This is a genomic window from Noviherbaspirillum malthae, assembly GCF_015352985.1.
GTDB classification, from domain to species: domain Bacteria; phylum Pseudomonadota; class Gammaproteobacteria; order Burkholderiales; family Burkholderiaceae_D; genus Noviherbaspirillum; species Noviherbaspirillum malthae.
Window position 1 is genome coordinate 19,548 of the sequence record NZ_JACYXF010000019.1, and the last position, 17,872, is coordinate 37,419.

The window sequence follows — 17,872 nt, forward strand, 5'->3', positions numbered from 1 at the left end:
GCGCATGCAATCCAAGCCATTAAAACGAGGAATCAATGTCGAACAACAATAACGATGTGCCCGCCGCAATCACCCGCCGTTCCGCTCTCAAAAGCGCAGTAGCGGCGGCCGCCCTTGGTATATCCGGGGCAGCCACCGCGGTTACCAGTGCCAACACTGAGAAAAGAAACCAACCCGCAAAACCAGGAGCAAAGCCCATGAACACCATCACCACGCAAGACGGCACGACACTGTACTTCAAGGACTGGGGCAGCGGCCAGCCGGTCGTGTTCAGCCATGGTTGGCCGCTGAATTCCGACAGCTGGGAATCGCAGATGATGCATCTGGCGTCCAATGGTTTTCGCGTGATTGCGCATGACCGCCGCGGTCATGGCCGCTCCACCCAGCCGTGGAACGGCAACGAGATGAATACCTATGCGGACGACCTGGCCTTGCTGATGGATACGCTCGATCTGAAGAATGCCATCCTGGTCGGGTTCTCCACCGGCGGCGGCGAGGTTGCGCGCTATATCGGCCGGCACGGCACCAGGCGCGTTGCAAAGGCGGCGCTGGTCTCGGCCGTCCCGCCGTTGATGCTCAAGACCGCTGCCAATCCGGGCGGGCTGCCTGTCGACGTGTTCAATGGCATGCGCGCCGCTTCCCTGGCCGATCGCTCCCAGCTGTACAAGGATATTGCCAGCGGTCCCTTCTTCGGCTTCAATCGGCCGGGCGCGAAGGTGTCCCAGGGCATGATCGACTCGTTCTGGGCGCAGGGCATGCAGGCAGGGCACAAGAATACCTATGACTGCATCAAGGCCTTCTCCGAAACCGACTTTACCGAAGACCTGAAGAAGTTCGACGTTCCGACGCTGGTGATTCATGGGGATGATGACCAGATTGTGCCGATCGGTGCGAGCGGTCTGATGTCGGCAAAGCTGGTCAAGGGCGCGAAACTCATTGTGTACCCTGGCGCGCCGCATGGTCTGGCCGATACCCACAAGGACAAGCTGAATGCGGACTTGCTTGAATTCGCGAAGTCGCCAAGCAAGTCGGCTGCATAACTGAAGGAGGAGTCTTCTCATGACTACAAGGTCTCCGTTGTCGACCGCATCCGGTATTCCGGTGGCGGACGATCAGAACTCGCTGAGCGCGGGCAGGCGCGGTCCGCTGCTGCTGCAGGATGTTCATCTCATTGAAAAGCTTCAGCATTTCAATCGCGAGCGAATTCCCGAACGCGTCGTCCATGCAAAAGGATCGGGCGCCTATGGTACGTTCACCGTGACGCAGGATCTTTCGCAGTACACCAAGGCGAAGCTGTTCAGCGAGGTCGGAAAAAAGACGGAGACCTTTGTACGGTTCTCCACCGTGGGCGGCGAGCGCGGCAGTGCCGATACCGTCCGCGATCCGCGAGGTTTTGCGGTCAAGTTCTATACCGAGGAGGGCAACTGGGATCTGGTGGGCAATAACACGCCGGTGTTCTTCATCAAGGATCCGATCAAGTTTCCGGACTTTGTTCACACGCAGAAGCGCGATCCCCGGACCAACCTCAAGTCGCCGACAATGATGTTCGACTTCTGGAGCAAGGCGCCGGAGAGCCTTCACCAGGTCACGATGTTATTTGGCGACCGCGGCATTCCCGACGGGTATCGCCATATGGACGGATTCGGCAGCCATACTTACAGCCTGGTGAATCACACCGGCGACCGCTTTTACGTGAAGTGGCATCTGAAAACGCGGCAGGGAATAAAAAACCTGAGCCAGGAAGCGGCCCTGCGGCTTTGCGGCGACGATCCTGATTATGCTCAGCGCGACCTGTTCGCCGCGATCGAAAGCGGCGACTTTCCTCAATGGGATGTTTTCATCCAGGTTGCGACGGAAGCTGCATTGTCCGATTGGGAAAAGCGCACAGGCTGGAATCCTTTCGATCTGACTAAAGTATGGCCGCATGGAGACTTCCCGCTGTTGAGAGCCGGCCTGCTGGAGCTTGATCGCAACCCCGTGAACTATCATGCCGAAGTCGAGCAGGCTGCGTTTTCCCCTGCCAATGTCGTGCCGGGCATGGGCTATTCGCCGGACAAGATGCTCCAGGGAAGGCTGTTTGCCTATCACGATGCACAACTGTATCGCGTGGGTACCAATCATCAGCACCTTCCCGTCAATGCGCCCAAGTGCCCGTTTCACAATTTCCAGCGTGACGGCGCCATGGCAAGCGGTCATGGTTCGGCGGACGCAAACTATCATAACGTCCAGGCACGCGGAACATCGCCGTCAGGACTGGGGCATGGCGAACCGGGCTTGCCCATCATCGGCCATGCCGGCCGTTACGATGGCCGAGGCCATGAGGATGATTTCCAGCAGGCAGGCAATCTGTTCCGATTGATGGATGCCGAAGAAAAGCAGCGCCTGTTCGACAATCTGGCCGATACATTGAGCCAGGTGCCGGAAGAAATCCTGCACAGGCAACTCGGCCTGTTCATGAAGGCTGATCCGCTGTATGCCGCTGGCGTATGTGCGGCCCTGACAAAACGCGGGGTGCACGCATATTATGCGAAGCACAGCGGTTTTGAGTTGACTCGGGAAGCGGCAAGTCTCACGTAATTCCCGGACAGCGCTTGCTGGAAGAGCCTGTTTGGGAACCTGGGGCGGTGCATCTCACGCACGCAGCGCTTTTCGTAACGGACTTGCGCTATCCGTGACAGTTTTCAAACCGGCCCCAGGAATCGGGCAGTGCGTAGCCGTGGTACTGCCCGGTCAGGGTATCGGAGGCTCACAAGCCGCGTTGGCAGTCCAGGGGCAATGAGAGCCCGACAATACATCGTCGGGTTTGAATGCCCTGTACATGAACCCTCGGCAGATCTTCAACTCGTCGCGTCACGCTATCTGATGACGTTCACCGGTACCGTGAGCACATAACCCGAGCCGCGCTCGGTCTTGATCAATTGCGATGCACGATCCCCGCCCGCAGCAAGCTTTTTCCGCAGCCGGCCGATCTGCACGTCGATGGCGCGATCATAGACTTCATCGTTATGCAGGCGAGATCTGCTGAGAAGATCGTCTCGCGTCAGTACGCACTGCGGAGCCGACAGAAACGCCAGGAGCAGGTTGAATTCGTTGTTCGTCAGTTCAACGGTCTCGCCGTTAGGGCAGGTGAGGCGCCGCAGACCGACACTGACCTCAAAACCGCCGAAACGGTAACCGCGAACCTTGGCAGCAGCATTCGAGATGGATTCCGCTGCCTTGGTTCGCCGGAGCAGGGCACGGATCCTGGCCAGCAGCTCTCGCGGCGAGAAAGGCTTGGTGAGATAGTCGTCGGCACCAAGCTCCAATCCCATCACCCGGTCGGCCTCGTCTTTCAGGCCTGTGACGATGATGATCGGAATCGCGAACGCTTCACGCAATCTGCGAGCGATCTGCATTCCGTCCTGTCCCGGCAGTTTTACATCAAGAATGATCAGGTCGATTTCTTTGGTTGCCAGCGCGTCCAGAATGCCATTGCCGTTGCAGAGGCTGGTAACGCATATATCGTTGTCGACGAGATAGTCGGTGATCATCTGGCGCATCCCGTCGTCATCTTCCACTACCAGGACATGGGGTTCGGAAGGATAGGAGCTGGTGAATGGCATCGGTTCCACCGTGTTTTTCAGTGCCAGCGAATACGTGCGAGGTTCGGCTGCTATCGCAGGCATGCGGTTCTCCTGATATGTCCAAGCAGATGAAGAAAGGCTTTTTTACAATCAGACGATGTGAATATTGCCGCCTTCTCCTGCAGGCAGAAGAAGGGCCGGGAACGAAGCGGCTGGTCACGGCGGCAGGCGGCTTTGCCGTCGCTTTCACCTTCACCACTAATCCCTCCGCCGCGTGCGGAAGAAGGGAATGTCATCCGTACGTAGAAGGACTTCATGCTGTCTGCTTGGTGTAATTGCTTGTATTGCATCATTCGGAAACCTGGCAAAACCGGCCGCCTTGCTGAGACGTGCAGACACATTGCGTATATGCGTCTGGATGTTCCAGAAAAGAAGCTCTCCTGGCAGCGGAGTTCAAGGGCTGGACAGGTCTTGCCGGAAATGTACATGTTCGGATATTTCAGCTGTTGCTCCGTCCGGCGTTACCAGAAGGCCTCTGGCGCGCCAAACGGGGCGCAGCCAGTCCGGCGATGCGGCGTCATGTCACATGCAGCATTGATAACTTGAGCAAAATGACCTGGCAAAAGCCGACATCGTGGCGATGGCTGCCATCATCGTATGAAGAAGGGCTTGGAAATTCTTGAACAATATCGGCATGACTGGGACAAAACCGCTGTCTGTCCCTCTGCCTGAAAAGCATGGGTCTTCAGTATGCGATATCGACGGGCACGTTCAGCATATAACCTGTACCACGTTCGGTGTGAATGATGGAGGTATCGAAAGCCAGCTTTTTCCGCAGCCGGGCAACCTGGACGTCGATAGACCTGTCGTACACCTCGTCATTGCGCAGCCTGGATTTGGTCAGGAGCTGGTCACGGGTCAACAGGCGCTGGGGCGAGGCCAGGAATGCGGCAAGCAGATTGAATTCCGCATTGGTGAGATCCACCCGGTCTCCACTGGGCAGCGTGGCGCTGCGCAGCCGGACGCTCACTTCCCAGCCGGAAAAGCGGTAGGAACGGATTCGCGACAATTCGCTCGCGATTGATTCATGCCTCCGTGTGCGGCGCATCAGTGCGCGAATCCGCGCAAGCAACTCCCGGGGAGAAAACGGCTTGGTAAGGTAATCGTCGGCACCGAGTTCCAGTCCCATGACGCGATCGGCTTCTTCCTTCAACCCGGTCAGTATGAATATGGGAATGGAAGATGCCTCTCGCAGCTTCAGCACGATGTGCATGCCGTCTTCGCCCGGCAGCTTCCGTTCAAGAATGACGAGATCGATGCATTCCCTGAAGAGAACATCACCGATTCCCCGGCCGCTGGCCAGGCTTGTGACGCGAATGTCATTGTCATTCAGATAATCGGAAATCAAGTCCCGTATGCCTGCATCATCGTCGATCAGCAAGACATGCATGCCATTGGGCAGAGGAGTGTTCAACAGGGCCGGGTCCAAACTGCGCCTCCTGAGCCATTGAATATCGGAAAGGCTTGAATCGCCATTCAAGAGCGGTGCGCGCTAAAACTTGTCGTTGAAATGAAATGCGAGCATCGCGCAGGTACTGCGTCGACAATGCGCGCAATTCCCCTTGGTCCGGCGCGGTTTCGCCACCTCTGCCCGCAGCACTTCTTCAACTCGCTGCATTGGGGGCGATCAGGTGCCTGATGACAGGCGCCGCAGGGCCGCGATGAAAGGCATGGACCCTGGTTCTGATGGCCTGATCGTTTGCGGTATGACGCTCATGCTGGCGCAGATGCTCGAGCCAGGATTCGACAATGAAGACTTCGACATAGCAGCGCGGATTCTCCTTGTCTTCATAGAGCGCCCACGACAGGGCGCCGCTGCGCTTGCGCACCCTTTCCAACTCGCGTGCCGCAGTCGTGAAGGGACCTGCCTCTGCCGGATCGATGTCGTATTCGACGCTGATCATGACGGGACCGCGGTCATGGTCGGTTTCCGTCGAGGAAAGCGACACCAGTTCGGCAGGACTCAAGTCCAGCGCGGGTGATGTGTCGAGTCGCCAGCGAAGGACCGCCGCAGACGCCACCGCCATGCCCGCTGCTGCAATGACGAAGCTCGTTGTCACGCCGAGCAGCGAGGCGATTTGCCCCCAGATGGCGCTGCCTGCCGTCATGGAGCCAAAAAACACGGTAAGGTAGGCTGCCAGCGCACGTGCCTTGACCCAATTTGCCGTGCTGCGCTGCGCGCCGACGTTAAGGGTCGACAATACGGCGATCCATGAAAAGCCGGCGAACAAGAGCATCCCCGCAAGCAGCCAGAAATGACGCACGTAGGCCTGTGCCAGCATGGTCATCGCGAAGATCAGGCTCGACACGACGACCAGCTTGTCGGCGCCCAGGGCTGCACGTATTCTGGGCAGCAGCAATGCACCTGCAACCGCGCCGATGCCGATGCTGGTCAGCAGCAAGCCATAACCGCCGGGACCGACGCCAAGCTCCTGCCGCGCCACCAGCGGAAGCAATGCCCAGCCGGCGCTGCCGAACAGGAAGAATGCGACGGAGCGGGCAAGTACGATGCGCAGTACCGGCGCCGAACGTACATAACGGATTCCGGTGCGAATCGCAGGAATGAAGTGTTCCGGCGGCAGCCGCTTCTTTTTCTCGGCGGGCTTCCAGCGATAAAGCGCATACATGACGCCGACGACGGACACCGCATTCAGCATGAACACCGCAGGAGGGCCGGCAAAGGACAGTATCAATCCGCCGAGGGCAGGCCCAATGGCCCGGCTGATGTTGATGCCCAGCGAATTCAGCGCCACCGCCTGGGGCAGGTCGGATTTTGGAACGAGATCCGGCACGATGGCCTGGAACGCAGGCGCGCTCATCGCCGCACCCATGCTCAGCAGGAAGGTGGTGCCCAGCAGCACGCCGGGCGTCACAAGACCGCCGAACGCCAGAACGCCAAGCGCCGCAGCGGTCACCAGCATCCATACCTGCGCAAACAGCATGTACTTGCGGCGATCGACAATGTCCGCGAGAACGCCGGACGGCAGTGCGAACAGGAACATGGGCAAGCTGCCGGCGGCCTGCACCATGGCGATCATGAGCGGGTCGGGATTGAGCGAGGTCATCATCCAGCTTGCGCCGACATCGTGCATCCAGGTGCCGACATTGGAGGCAACCGTGGCAATCCACACCATGCGGAAGACAGGGTGGCTCAATGGGCTCCACGCCGATCCGCTTGGCGCGGCCTTTGCCGATGCCGGGAATGTTTTTTCACCGGCCGTCCCGGCTTGGTTGGCCGATGTATCTGCAGCTTGTTTCATATTCCACCTATTTCCACCTATTGCAGGTTGGCTATGTCATTCACTGTTTTCATGCGCCCAGGCGTTGCCGCGGCTGCGAAGACGGCAGGGAAAAGGGCAGCGTCAGGCGCCAACGTCCCGGACCGCAGAGCGCGATCGCCACGAAGATGATGAGCAGGAGCCAGCCGAACTGTCCCTGCGCGATCGTCCAGGCGGGATGCACGATGAACATTGAAACCAGCAGAACGGCGATGACCGGCAGGCATGCCAGCCGCGTTGCCACGCCGGCCACGATAAAGACCGGGCAGACCACCTCGGCGATCAGCGCGCACCACAAGCTGAAATGAGGACCGAACCCGAAAGGGTCCTCGATGACGGTGAGCTCGTGGGCGTAGTTCATGACCTTGGGCCAGCCATGGACATAGGCCAGCATGAAGCTGCCGGCGAGGCGGAGGAAGAAGAGGCCGGCATCTCCTCCCTGTTCTGCCAACGAAGGGCGTGTAGTTTTCATATTCACATGCACATGTCAAAAGGAGAAGCAGCTGCAGCCGAGCGTGCCCCAGAAGCCGCTGAAGTTGGTCACCGGCACCGAGGAGCGCCTTGCGGTATCGTGCGCATGGCCATGTACCCCGCATGCACCGGCGCAGGAATGCGGCATCAGGGAGGCTGACCTGGCCTGGGCAGGACGATAGTGGCCCGGGACCTCGCGCACGGGAGACCATTCCGGCATGACCGGCAAGGGTTCGGGGCCGTGCGATGAGAATTCGCCGTCCGCATGCACGATTTTCCCGCCTACCACGGTGAGGAGCGATTCCAGCGACTTGATTTCCTCCTGAGGGATCGAGAAGAAGTCGGCCGACAACACCGCGAGATCGGCCAGCTGGCCTGTCTTGATTCTTCCCTTCTTGTCCTGTTCGCTGGAGAACCAGGCGCTGCCGGCGGTCCATAACTCCAGCGCGGTGTCCCGCGGCAGCGTGCCTGCTGCCTTGTACAGCCGGGTGCCGCCAACCGTGCAGCCTGACACCAGCCAATACAGCGCTGTCCATGGGTTATAGCTTGCTACGCGCGTGGCGTCGGTGCCGCCGCCGACGGGAACGCCCATTTCAAGCATCCTCGCGACCGGCGGCGTATGGCTTGCAGCTTCGAAACCATAGCGGTCGATAAAGTATTCGCCCTGGAAGGCCATCCGGTGCTGAATCGCAATGCCGCCGCCAAGGGCGCGCACGCGTTCGATGTTGCGGTCCGAAATGGTCTCCGCATGGTCGAACATCCAGTGCAGGCCGTCGAAGGGAATGTCGCGATTGACCTTTTCGAAGACATCCAGCATGCGGCTGATCGACTCGTCGTAGGTTGCGTGCAGCCTGAACGGCCAGCGATGTTCCACGAGATGACGCACGACGCGTTCGAGCTGGGGCTCCATGTCGGGCGACAGATCCGGGCGCGGCTCAAGGAAGTCCTCGAAGTCGGCAGCCGAGAAGACCAGCATTTCTCCGGCGCCGTTGTGGCGCAGGTAGTCATCACCCTGGCCGGGCTGAATCATCGATGTCCAGTTCTGGAAGTCTTCGAGTTCGCTGCCCTTGCGCTGGGTGAAGAGGTTGTACGCGACACGGAGAGTCAATTGGCCGTTGCGCGCAAGCTCGTCGATCACCGCATAATCCTCCGGATAGTTCTGGAAGCCGCCGCCCGCATCGATGACGCTGGTGACGCCCAGGCGGTTCAGTTCGCGCATGAACTGCCGGGTCGAGTTGACTTGATGCTCGCGAGGCAGCATCGGCCCCTTCGCCAGCGTCGCATACAGAATCATCGCGTTCGGCCTGGCAATCAGCATGCCGGTCGGATTGCCGTTGGCGTCGCGCTGAATCTCGCCCCCGGGCGGGTTTGGCGTATCGCGGTTATAGCCGACTGCCCTGAGCGCCGCCGCATTGAGGAGCGCGCGATCGTAGAGATGGAGGATAAAGACGGGCGTATCCGGTGCCGCCGCATTGATCTCCTCCAGCGTCGGGAGGCGGCGCTCGGCAAACTGGAATTCCGACCAGCCGCCGACGACTCTGACCCACTGAGGGTGAGGAGTCCTTTCCGCCTGTCGCTTGAGCATGCGCAGCGCGTCGGCGAGGGAGGGAACGCCTTCCCAGCGCAGCTCGAGGTTATAGTTCAAGCCGCCCCGGATCAGGTGGATGTGCGAATCGTTCAGGCCAGGAATGACGGTTCGTCCGCCGAGGTCGATGACCTTTGCGTTCCCTTTCCTGTTGCGCAGGATGGCTTCGGTATCGCCGACTTCGACAAACCTGCCGTTGCTGATGGAGACGGCGCCGGCAACGGGTTGCTGCCTGTTCATGGTGCGAAACTTGCCGTTGACCAAAAGAAGATCGGGCGTTAAGGTTGATTCCACTGCATGACTCCTTTCGATGGGCCTGGCAATCACAAGGTAGCAGCATTGTCCCGATGCCGGATGAACCCGTCTATTATCCGATTGGATAATAGGCAGCGTTGAATCGGCAACCTAGAATTTGCTCCGACCGTAAGCTGCGGTGCCGTCCACGCGACGAAACCGGCCGACCGGTCGCCCGATACGCTCTGCAGCCTCCGGCTGAAGCCGCTGCAATCTTCCGTTCCGTCAAACGACACCTCCATCGTGCGCGGGAGTGAATGGAAACGGCAATGACAGAAACCGGCCGAGCGTGACATTGCAAACATCAAACACTGAAGAGCCGACCATGACCAATCCGAAATTGGAAGTACTGACCCCGCAAAACAGCCAGATCATTTTCATTGATCACCAGCCCCAGATGGCTTTCGGTGTTCAGTCGATCGACCGCCAGGTCCTCAAGAACAATACCGTCGGCCTTGCAAAGGCGGCGAAAGCCTTCGGCATTCCGACGACGATCACCACCGTTGAAACCGAGAGCTTTTCCGGCCACACCTATCCCGAACTGTTGAACGTGTTTCCTGACGCCCCGCTGCTGGAGCGCACTTCGATGAACTCCTGGGACGACCAGAAGGTGCGCGACGCACTCGCAAGGAACGGCCGTAAAAAGGTGGTGGTGGCCGGCTTGTGGACGGAAGTCTGCAACAATACCTTCGCACTGAGCGCAATGCTCGAGGGCGGCTATGAAATCTACATGGTTGCCGATGCTTCCGGCGGCACATCCAAGGAGGCGCATGACATGTCGATGCTGCGCATGGTCCAGGCAGGCGTCGTGCCGGTGACCTGGCAGCAGGTGCTGCTCGAGTGGCAGCGGGACTGGGCTCACAAGGACACCTACAACGCCGTCATGGACATCGTCAGGGAGCACTCGGGAGCCTATGGCATGGGTGTCGATTATGCGTACACGATGGTACACAAGGCGCCCCAGCGCGCTTCCAGCCATGAAACGCTGGCCCCGGTTCCCGCACGCTGACTGAAGCAGCGGATCAGGTATCAGAAGTGCCTCGCCGAGGAGCGTTATAGATCCGGCCCGAAAATAGGTTGAGCCGGATCCCCTCACCCCGGCCCTCTCCCAGAGGGAGAGGGTGAGATCAGCGGCCCGAAAAATGAACCATTTTTCGGGCCGGATCAATAATGCGGTCCCCGGCGAGGCGTTGACACATCTAAAGAGGGTCATCGATGAAGCTCTATCTGATGTCTTTGGGTGCCGGCGCCCTGGTGGGAATCGTTTATTCCCTGCTCAATGTCCGTTCGCCTGCACCGCCCGTCATCGCATTGCTCGGGCTGCTTGGAATGCTCGTCGGCGAGCAGGTGGTTCCTGCCGTGAAGCGCATCATCAACGGCGAACCCGTGACCATTACATGGTTTCGCAACGAATGCGTTCCCAGGATTACCGGGGCGCCGGCCGCTCCCGCCGCTCCAGCCAATACGGTCGAGGCTGCCGGTCCCGCCGGCGCCGCTGATCCCGCAAAGAGCGAAACGTAGCAGGGCGATGCACTGGATGGAATGATTGCCGATCGGCATGAGCGGGCCGCGCCGCGCGTCGCCGGACCTTTCGTTCGGATTGAAAAATATAAGCATCGGCGGGTAGGCTTGGTTACAATTCGCAACTTGCTCCGTCTGTCGGGGTTCGGTCCGATCGATGGCCAGGCGCAAGCGTGATCGATGATCTTTTGCGAATAATCCGGAATTGTTGCAGCTAATACCGACACAAGAGGCATAGCATGTGTGACCCATCCCTTTCGCCGTGCCTGATCGGTATCGTTGACGATGAGCGCGCGGTCAGGAGAGGCTTGAGCAACCTGCTCAAATCAGCCGGATACAGGACCGAATGCTTTGCGTCGGGAGAAGCGCTGCTGGAATCGGGTCCACGTGAAGGCATTGCCATCTTGATACTGGACATCAAACTGGGAGGACTGGACGGGTTTGAAGTGCAGCGCCGCCTCGCGGATTCCGGAACCTGCATGCCGGTCATTTTCGTATCATCCTACGGCGATGAAGCCGTTCGCAAACGCGCGATGGACGCCGGAGCTTTTGCGTTTCGTTCCAAGCCGATCGATGTCGATGCTCTTCTCGACGATATCGAAACGATCCTCGAGGCGCGCAGGAGCGCTGGATGACACGGCTTCAACCGGCCTCCGAGCGCGTCTCTCATGCCGGGCTTCGCGGCGGCGAGTCTGTTGCCTCACTCGCGGATTTTGATTTTGAAGCGCTGTTGCACGACAGCGTGCTCGCGCTGTATCGCGGTCGCCATCGATCCTCTCCATCGACGGTCTTGATGGTACAGGCTGCGGCTGCTTCCGATGGAATCGATGCCAGCCTGCAGTTGAATCATGAGTATGGGCTGCGCAAGATTCTCGATCCCGCATGGGCACTCGTACCCCAGCAAACGGTGGTGCATGAGGGCCGGCTTTCCCTGCTCTACCACGACATCGACGTGGTTTCTCTCGATCAAATCACTTCGCATCTGCTCGATATCGATGTGTTTTTCGAGTATGCGATGCCGATGGCCAATGCAGTACGGCGGATGCATGCCACCGGCTTGCAGCACAATAATTTGAAGCCCTCGACGGTTCTGGTACAACGGGACGGAACCTGTCGCCTCCGCAGTTTCGGAACGGCCTGGCGGACCACGGAAGAGGGAATGCAGGATCAGCCCCGGCTGCTCGCGGCTACCCATGCCTACATGTCGCCGGAGCATACCGGTCGTACGAAGCACATGATTGACGCGCGGAGTGACTTGTATTCGCTAGGCGTCATGTTCTACGAGCTTCTGACCGGGCTCCTGCCGTTCAACCTCAAAGACGGTACGGAAAGCATGGAGTGGATCCACCAGCACCTGGCAAGCGAACCGAGTGCTCCACATCTGCTTTTTCCTGAAATCCCGAAGCAGCTTTCTTCACTGGTCCTGAAGCTTCTGGCCAAGAACCCGGGGTCCCGCTATCAAACCGCAGCCGGGCTTGAGCGTGACCTGAGGCGTTGCCACCGCAGCTGGAAGCTGTCTCGCAGGATCGACGAGTTTCCGCTTGGTGCGCAGGATATAGGCGCCGAACTCGGCTTCTCGAACAAACTGTACTCAAGAGAGGACAACCTCCAGGTACTTCTTGCGGCATTCGAACAGGTCCGGGCAACGCGTAGCCGTACCCTGGCCATTGTTCATGGCCAGTCCGGCGTCGGCAAATCGGCGCTGCTGGCGTCATTGCTGTCGCAACTGCGCCAGCGTGATGCCTGCGTTGCGCTGGGAAAGATCGACCAGTATGGCAATGACCTGCCGTATGCAGCCATTGTGCAGGCGCTTGAGAGCCTGATCATGCGCATCATCGGCCAGCCGGACAAGGAATTGCTTTTCTGGCGCAATCGCTTGATGCAGCGTCTCGGAGAATACGGCGCGCTCGCACTGAATCTGATTCCGGCGCTGGGATACCTTGTCGGTGAGCTGCCTCCGGTTCCGGATTTGCCCGCGCTCGAAACGCAGAACAGATTTCGTACGGTGATGCAGCGACTTTTCAGTGCGCTTGCCTCGCCGGGCCGCCCAATGGTACTCGTGATAGACGATGTACAGTGGATCGACCTTCCGTCAGTGCAACTGCTCGAGTACTTGATGAAGTGTGCGGAAGAGATGCCGCTGCTGCTTGTTCTCGCCTACCGGGAAGAGGAAAAGGTCGCCGGAGCGCCTTTCAACATGTTGCTGAGTGACGTGAGACCGAACGCCTCCAAGGTTTTTCGAACAGGCTTGGCTGCCCTGGATATCAAGGCGGTCGAACGCATGGTTGCCGGCGCACTGCGCCAGAACGTGCGAGGCGTACGGGAACTCGCGGCGCTTGTACATGGAAAGACGGACGGAAACCCTTTCTTCGTTAAACAGTTCCTGAAAGCCGCCGTGGATGACGGGCTGGTTGCCTTCGATCCCTCGTCCGCGGTCTGGAACTTTGATCTGGCTGCCATCCGCAATCGCGATTACACCGACAATGTCGCAGCGTTGGTGCTGCTGCGGCTGTCACGCCTGCCTTCGCCGACACGGGATGTCCTGGGGACGCTGGCCTGCCTTGGACGAAGAAGTTCGCTTGAGCTGCTGGCAAGGCTTCATGCAGATACTGCAGCCACAGTCAGCGAGATGCTGGAACCCGCAATCGAGGCTGAAGCAGTATTTCTCTCCAAGGAGAACATCAGCTTCCATCACGACCGGGTACAGGAGGCTGCCTACCTGCTCATCGATGAACAACGGCGCTCGCATCTTCATCTGCGCGTCGGACGGATGTTGCTCGATGACTTTGCCGGCAGCGCTCGTGAAGAGGATTTGTTCAAGGCGTTTGACCACCTGGCGATTGCATCACCGCTTATCGTTGTGCCAGGCGAGCGTGAACATGTGGCAAGGCTCGGCCTGCAAGCCGCCCGGAAAGCCAGGCGTGCAATCGCCTACGGCTCCGCGTTGAAATTTATCGATTCTGCGCTGACTCTGATTCGCAGCGAAAATTCGGAAGCTTGCATGACCTTGATCCATGCACTCGAATTGGAAAGGGCGGATTGCCTGCTGCTGGCGGGCAGCCTCGATGACGCCGATCAGGTGGTCCGCAAACTGCTTTTGCTTCCGTCCTCCCTGGCCGACAAAACGAATGCCTGCCGAATCAAGGCCGAGATTCATTTGCGGCGTTCCGAAAACTCGAAAACGGTGGACGTTGTCTTGGAGGGCCTGCGGCCGTTCGGGATACGGATCGAACGGCACCCTACGGACCAGGATTGCGAGACTGCGTATCAACGCCTGTCGAGCAAGCTCACTGCGTCTCCCGAAGACGTGCTGTTCAGGCTTCCGCCAATGCAGAATCCGGATGTGCAGGCGGCCATGTCACTGCTATCGGTATTGTTCCCCTCCGCAGCCTTTACGGACGATCGCCTGAATTTCATCCAGATATGCCAGACGCTGGAATTGACGCTCGAATTCGGGATGACGGGAAGCGCCGCCATCGCCTTGGGAAGCTTCGGCGCCATGGTGACTCAGCGTTTCGGTAACAGCAAGGAGGGCTTCCGTTATGCGCAGCTGGCGCAGAGCCTGGTGACGCAGCATCGTTACCTGCCCTATGAATCCAGATCGCTCCTGCAGCTGGGCCTGCTCGGCGCCTGGACCCGGCCGCTATCATTTTCCGTCGATTGCACGACAGCCGGATTCAAGGCCGGCATAGCCCATGGAGATGTCACCATGGCGTGCATTCACTGCTGCGCCCAGGTGGTGTACTGCCTTGCACGCGGAGACCACCTCGACGCGGTGCAGTCCGAAGCCGAACGCGGCCTGTCATTCGTGCAGCACGCCGGTTACAGGGATGTGGAAGCCATCCTGAAGATACAAATCCGCTTCATCGAAAATCTTCGGAAGGCAGAAAATGTTCCCTTTTCGGGAAACGGGATTGCCGTGTCGTATCTGGATGAATTCACGGAGCAGGGCAGGGAGCGCATGTCGACCCTGGTGTTCTGGTTCTGGCTTTACAAAGCCATCAGCCATTACGTGGCCGGAGAGTTCGGGCAAGCCGCGGCCAGCATCAAGGAGGCCGAGCAATTTGCGTGGTCGGCCCCTGCACATGTGACCCAGGTTGATTTCCATGTTTTTTATGCGCTGATCATTGCCGCCGGCGGAGACGCATCGCTTGATTCGAATGCGATCCGTGCCGGCATCCAGCCGCATTACGAGAAGCTCGTGCAGTGGGCTGAAGCCAATCCCGGCAACTTCTCCGACAAAAAGGCGCTCGTCGGGGCCGAGATGGCAAGAGTCAGCGGAGATCCATGGACGGCACAGACACTGTATGGAACGGCGATACGGCATGCGGAATCTCAGGGCTTTCTCCAGTATGCCGCTTTTGCGCATGAACTGGCTGCAAGGTTTTGCATGGAACATGACCTGCAGACCTCGGCCGAGGCTCATGTCAATTGCGCGCGCAATGCCTATCGCAGCTGGGGCGCCTTTGCGAAGGCAAGGCGGCTGGAGCAGGTATATCCCAGACTGTTTCAACATGCCGCAGGCCCGCTCGCGAATGCGGCGGTCGCGGGCGGCGAGGAAAGCTGGCAGATGTCCAGCGTATTGCGCTCGGTGCGTGCATTGTCCGAAGAGATACGCCTGGACAGTTCCGTCAAGATTCTCATGACGATCGCCATCGAACATGCAGGCGCACAGCGCGGGCTCCTGATTCGCAATGAACGGGAGGTGCCGGTGATAACGGCAAGGGCAACCACCTCGCTGACCGGGGTAGACGTGGATCTGCTGCAGAGGCCGCCATCGGAAAAGGACCTTCCGCTTTCGATGCTGCATACCACGATGCGCAGCCTCAGGGGGACGCACTTCGCCGGCAACCTGCACGCGAGCGCCTTTCAGCAGGATCCGTATCTGCAGGGCAAGCCGCATTGTGCTGCGATGTGCATTCCGCTGGTCAAGCGCGGAGAATTGATCGGCGTACTGTTTCTTGAAAATTGCCATCGGCCGGATGCCTTCACTGAGGAGCAGGTCAGGGTGCTTGAAGTGATTGCTGCGCAAGCCGCCATCTCGCTCGAAGTCGCAAGGCTGTATGCGGATCTCGTCGACGAGAATCAGCAGCGGCAGCGGGCGGAAACTGCGTTGCGCGCCAGCGAGGCAAAGCTGGAGCTTGGCGAGCAGATCACGCATACCGGGAGCTGGCAGTGGGATACGAATGAAAACGTCGTCAGCGCTTCCGCCGAGGCTTGCCGGATCTTCGGCCGTGATCCGGACCAGCGCCTGCTGTCGTTGTCCGATTTCCTCGCTTATATCCACGAAGATGACCGTTCGGTCGTGGTCGATACGCTCCGTCTATGCACGGAAGAGCGGAAGCCCTTCCACGTCGAGTATCGCATCGTCCGCCCGGACGGAACCATTCGCTATGTATCCGGTGTGGGCAAGCTTGCGATAGGAGATGACAATGTCGGACATTTCGTCGGGACTGTCACCGATATTACCGAGCGGCGCGGCTACGAAGATGCCTTGCGCACGTCGCAGGCCGAACTTGCCCGAGTTGCGCGCATAACGACGGTAGGGCAGCTCACGGCATCGATTGCGCATGAAATCAACCAGCCGCTGATGTCCATCGTGTCCAACGGAGGCGCAAGCTTGCGGTGGCTGAAGCGGAATCCGCCCGAACTCGGCGAAGTCCTTGTCGGGCTGGAGGAAATCGTAAGCGAAGCCGGCAGGGCCGGTCACATCATACACAGCCTGCAAGCCTTGACCCGGAACAGCGCACCGGTGATGCAGCAGCTGGATGCGCATGAAATCGTCCGCCGCATCCTGACGCTGGCACGAAGCGATATCGAGCGGCGGACTGTTTCGGTCCAGCTTTCGCTCGCGGCCGCGTGGCATGCCGTGAATGGCGACAGTATTCAGCTGCAGCAGGTGCTACTGAACCTGGTGGTCAATGCCGTGGAAGCGATGAGCGAAATCAGCGACCGGCCGCGTACGCTATCCATCTATTCCGAGAACCCGGACGATGATCATATTATGGTCTCTGTGAAGGATACGGGCATTGGACTGACTGCCGAAGACATGGCGAAGGTGTTCGAGGCGTTTTTTACAACCAAGCAAAACGGAATGGGGATGGGACTTGCCATCTCGCAGTCGATTGTCGAAGCGCACGATGGCCGGCTGCAAGTCCTCCCGGCCTCTCCCCATGGAAGTATTTTCCAGCTGATACTGCCTGTGGCTCACGCCGGGCATCGGGAGTAGGCGCACCGTCAGGCTGAAGCTGAAAGCAGCGGTCGGCGGATCTGCTGCAACGGTCTTCGGGCGTGCAGGTGCACTTGCCACGCCCGGCCGACGGTAACAAGCACAGGCGCCGGTGCCGGCGTTATTCCTTGATGGCTTCAACCGCGATATCGATGCGGACATCGTCACCTACATGCGGTGCAAACTTGCCGGCATTGAAATCGGATCGCTTGATCAGCGTGTACGCGTTCGCACCGATTGCGTCTTTCTTCAGCATCGGGTGTGCCATCGCCTGGAAGGACGATACAGTCAGGGTCACCGGCTTGGTGACGCCTTTGATCGTAAGGTTGCCTTCCACGGTAGAGGGCGTATCGCCATTGAAATTGACTTTCGTGGACTTGAACGTGGCGGTGGGAAATTTCGCCGTATTCAGGAAGTCTTCGCCCTGGATGTGTTCGTCAAAAGTCGAAAAGCCGGTGTCCACGGATTTCGTATCGATCACGATGTCTACCGAACCGGTTTTCGCCGCCTTGTCGAACGTGACCTTGCCCGTCGTCTTGTTGAAGCGGGAAAGCTGTGTCGAGTAGCCGAAGTGGCTGTACGAGAAGCGCGGGAAGCTGTGTGTCGTATCCACGATAAACGTTTCAGGCGCGGCCAGTGCGGGCGCTGCCACGGATGTTGCAAGCAGGAGCGATGCGAAAAGTTGTTTTGCGGTTTTCATGTTTTCCCTTGGAGTGGATGGATAGGAGGTATGTAACTGATATGCGCGGCGGAATGCTCCGGCGGCAGCCAGGTCGCGGCCGTACCGGAGCCGTACTCGGTTTTCCGCAAGCTCGCCCGGCTGTTCCGGCCATGCCGGAATGGTGCTTCCGTCGTTCTTCCGCATGCAGGC

Annotated in this window: 13 protein-coding genes; 6 read left to right on the plus strand and 7 right to left on the minus strand. The window is 59.1% G+C overall.

Annotated elements, in window-relative coordinates; genetic code table 11:
* The first annotated feature begins 35 nt into the window (after window positions 1-35).
* The gene (locus tag IGW03_RS19570) at window positions 36-1,040 is read left to right on the plus strand and encodes an alpha/beta fold hydrolase (RefSeq protein ID WP_228535806.1); all 1,005 of its coding nucleotides are present in this window, start codon (window positions 36-38) and stop codon (window positions 1,038-1,040) included.
* A 19-nt stretch (window positions 1,041-1,059) separates the two neighbouring features.
* The gene (locus tag IGW03_RS19575; protein WP_194724224.1) at window positions 1,060-2,577 is read left to right on the plus strand and encodes a catalase; all 1,518 of its coding nucleotides are present in this window, start codon (window positions 1,060-1,062) and stop codon (window positions 2,575-2,577) included.
* 278 nt (window positions 2,578-2,855) lie between these two features.
* Here IGW03_RS19575 and IGW03_RS19580 read toward each other — a convergent pair whose 3' ends face one another.
* From IGW03_RS19580 to IGW03_RS19605, 6 genes are all read right to left on the minus strand, one after another.
* Entirely contained in the window at window positions 2,856-3,665 is an 810-nt protein-coding gene (locus IGW03_RS19580) for a response regulator transcription factor (RefSeq protein WP_438943662.1), read from the minus strand.
* A complete protein-coding gene (locus IGW03_RS19585; RefSeq protein ID WP_194724225.1) occupies window positions 3,653-3,880 on the minus strand; it encodes a hypothetical protein in 228 nt (75 codons plus the stop codon). Before IGW03_RS19585 ends, IGW03_RS19580 begins: the two co-directional genes overlap by 13 nt.
* A 428-nt stretch (window positions 3,881-4,308) precedes the next feature.
* Window positions 4,309-5,037 carry a response regulator gene (locus IGW03_RS19590; RefSeq protein ID WP_228535808.1) on the minus strand — a complete coding sequence of 243 codons (729 nt, stop codon included), beginning with the start codon at window positions 5,035-5,037 and terminating at the stop codon, window positions 4,309-4,311.
* A 190-nt stretch (window positions 5,038-5,227) separates the two neighbouring features.
* The gene (locus IGW03_RS19595; protein ID WP_194724226.1) at window positions 5,228-6,883 is read right to left on the minus strand and encodes an MFS transporter; all 1,656 of its coding nucleotides are present in this window, start codon (window positions 6,881-6,883) and stop codon (window positions 5,228-5,230) included.
* A gap of 49 nt (window positions 6,884-6,932) precedes the next feature.
* Complete coding sequence (locus IGW03_RS19600; RefSeq protein WP_194724227.1) at window positions 6,933-7,373, minus strand: DoxX family protein; 441 nt, start codon at window positions 7,371-7,373, stop codon at window positions 6,933-6,935.
* 15 nt (window positions 7,374-7,388) lie between these two features.
* Entirely contained in the window at window positions 7,389-9,197 is a 1,809-nt protein-coding gene (locus tag IGW03_RS19605; protein WP_194724277.1) for an amidohydrolase, read from the minus strand.
* Window positions 9,198-9,576: 379 nt separating this feature from the next.
* On the opposite strand from IGW03_RS19605, the gene IGW03_RS19610 reads away from it, so the two are divergent.
* From IGW03_RS19610 to IGW03_RS19625, 4 genes are all read left to right on the plus strand, one after another.
* Complete coding sequence (locus IGW03_RS19610; protein WP_194724228.1) at window positions 9,577-10,260, plus strand: hydrolase; 684 nt, start codon at window positions 9,577-9,579, stop codon at window positions 10,258-10,260.
* A 206-nt stretch (window positions 10,261-10,466) separates the two neighbouring features.
* On the plus strand, window positions 10,467-10,772 hold the full coding sequence (locus tag IGW03_RS19615) for a XapX domain-containing protein (RefSeq protein ID WP_194724229.1): 306 nt from the start codon (window positions 10,467-10,469) through the stop codon (window positions 10,770-10,772).
* A 239-nt stretch (window positions 10,773-11,011) separates the two neighbouring features.
* Window positions 11,012-11,407 (plus strand): response regulator transcription factor, encoded by a 396-nt coding sequence (locus IGW03_RS19620; RefSeq protein WP_194724230.1) that lies wholly within the window; start codon window positions 11,012-11,014, stop codon window positions 11,405-11,407.
* Window positions 11,404-17,001, plus strand: coding sequence for an AAA family ATPase (locus tag IGW03_RS19625; protein ID WP_194724231.1), 5,598 nt, complete (start codon window positions 11,404-11,406; stop codon window positions 16,999-17,001). Before IGW03_RS19620 ends, IGW03_RS19625 begins: the two co-directional genes overlap by 4 nt.
* A 121-nt stretch (window positions 17,002-17,122) precedes the next feature.
* On the opposite strand, the gene IGW03_RS19630 is transcribed toward IGW03_RS19625, so the two are convergent.
* The gene (locus tag IGW03_RS19630) at window positions 17,123-17,701 is read right to left on the minus strand and encodes a YceI family protein (protein ID WP_194724232.1); all 579 of its coding nucleotides are present in this window, start codon (window positions 17,699-17,701) and stop codon (window positions 17,123-17,125) included.
* Window positions 17,702-17,872 lie beyond the last annotated feature (171 nt).

What these genes read in the sequence shown, in the direction of transcription:
- IGW03_RS19570 (WP_228535806.1), top strand. Translation starts at nt 36, where the DNA reads ATGTCGAACAACAATAACGATGTGCCCGCCGCAATCACCCGCCGTTCC.
- IGW03_RS19585 (WP_194724225.1), bottom strand. Translation starts at nt 3,880, where the DNA reads ATGAAGTCCTTCTACGTACGGATGACATTCCCTTCTTCCGCACGCGGC.
- IGW03_RS19600 (WP_194724227.1), bottom strand. Translation starts at nt 7,373, where the DNA reads ATGAAAACTACACGCCCTTCGTTGGCAGAACAGGGAGGAGATGCCGGC.
- IGW03_RS19630 (WP_194724232.1), bottom strand. Translation starts at nt 17,701, where the DNA reads ATGAAAACCGCAAAACAACTTTTCGCATCGCTCCTGCTTGCAACATCC.
- IGW03_RS19605 (WP_194724277.1), bottom strand. Translation starts at nt 9,197, where the DNA reads ATGAACAGGCAGCAACCCGTTGCCGGCGCCGTCTCCATCAGCAACGGC.
- IGW03_RS19575 (WP_194724224.1), top strand. Translation starts at nt 1,060, where the DNA reads ATGACTACAAGGTCTCCGTTGTCGACCGCATCCGGTATTCCGGTGGCG.
- IGW03_RS19595 (WP_194724226.1), bottom strand. Translation starts at nt 6,883, where the DNA reads ATGAAACAAGCTGCAGATACATCGGCCAACCAAGCCGGGACGGCCGGT.
- IGW03_RS19615 (WP_194724229.1), top strand. Translation starts at nt 10,467, where the DNA reads ATGAAGCTCTATCTGATGTCTTTGGGTGCCGGCGCCCTGGTGGGAATC.
- IGW03_RS19610 (WP_194724228.1), top strand. Translation starts at nt 9,577, where the DNA reads ATGACCAATCCGAAATTGGAAGTACTGACCCCGCAAAACAGCCAGATC.
- IGW03_RS19580 (WP_438943662.1), bottom strand. Translation starts at nt 3,665, where the DNA reads ATGCCTGCGATAGCAGCCGAACCTCGCACGTATTCGCTGGCACTGAAA.
- IGW03_RS19625 (WP_194724231.1), top strand. Translation starts at nt 11,404, where the DNA reads ATGACACGGCTTCAACCGGCCTCCGAGCGCGTCTCTCATGCCGGGCTT.
- IGW03_RS19620 (WP_194724230.1), top strand. Translation starts at nt 11,012, where the DNA reads ATGTGTGACCCATCCCTTTCGCCGTGCCTGATCGGTATCGTTGACGAT.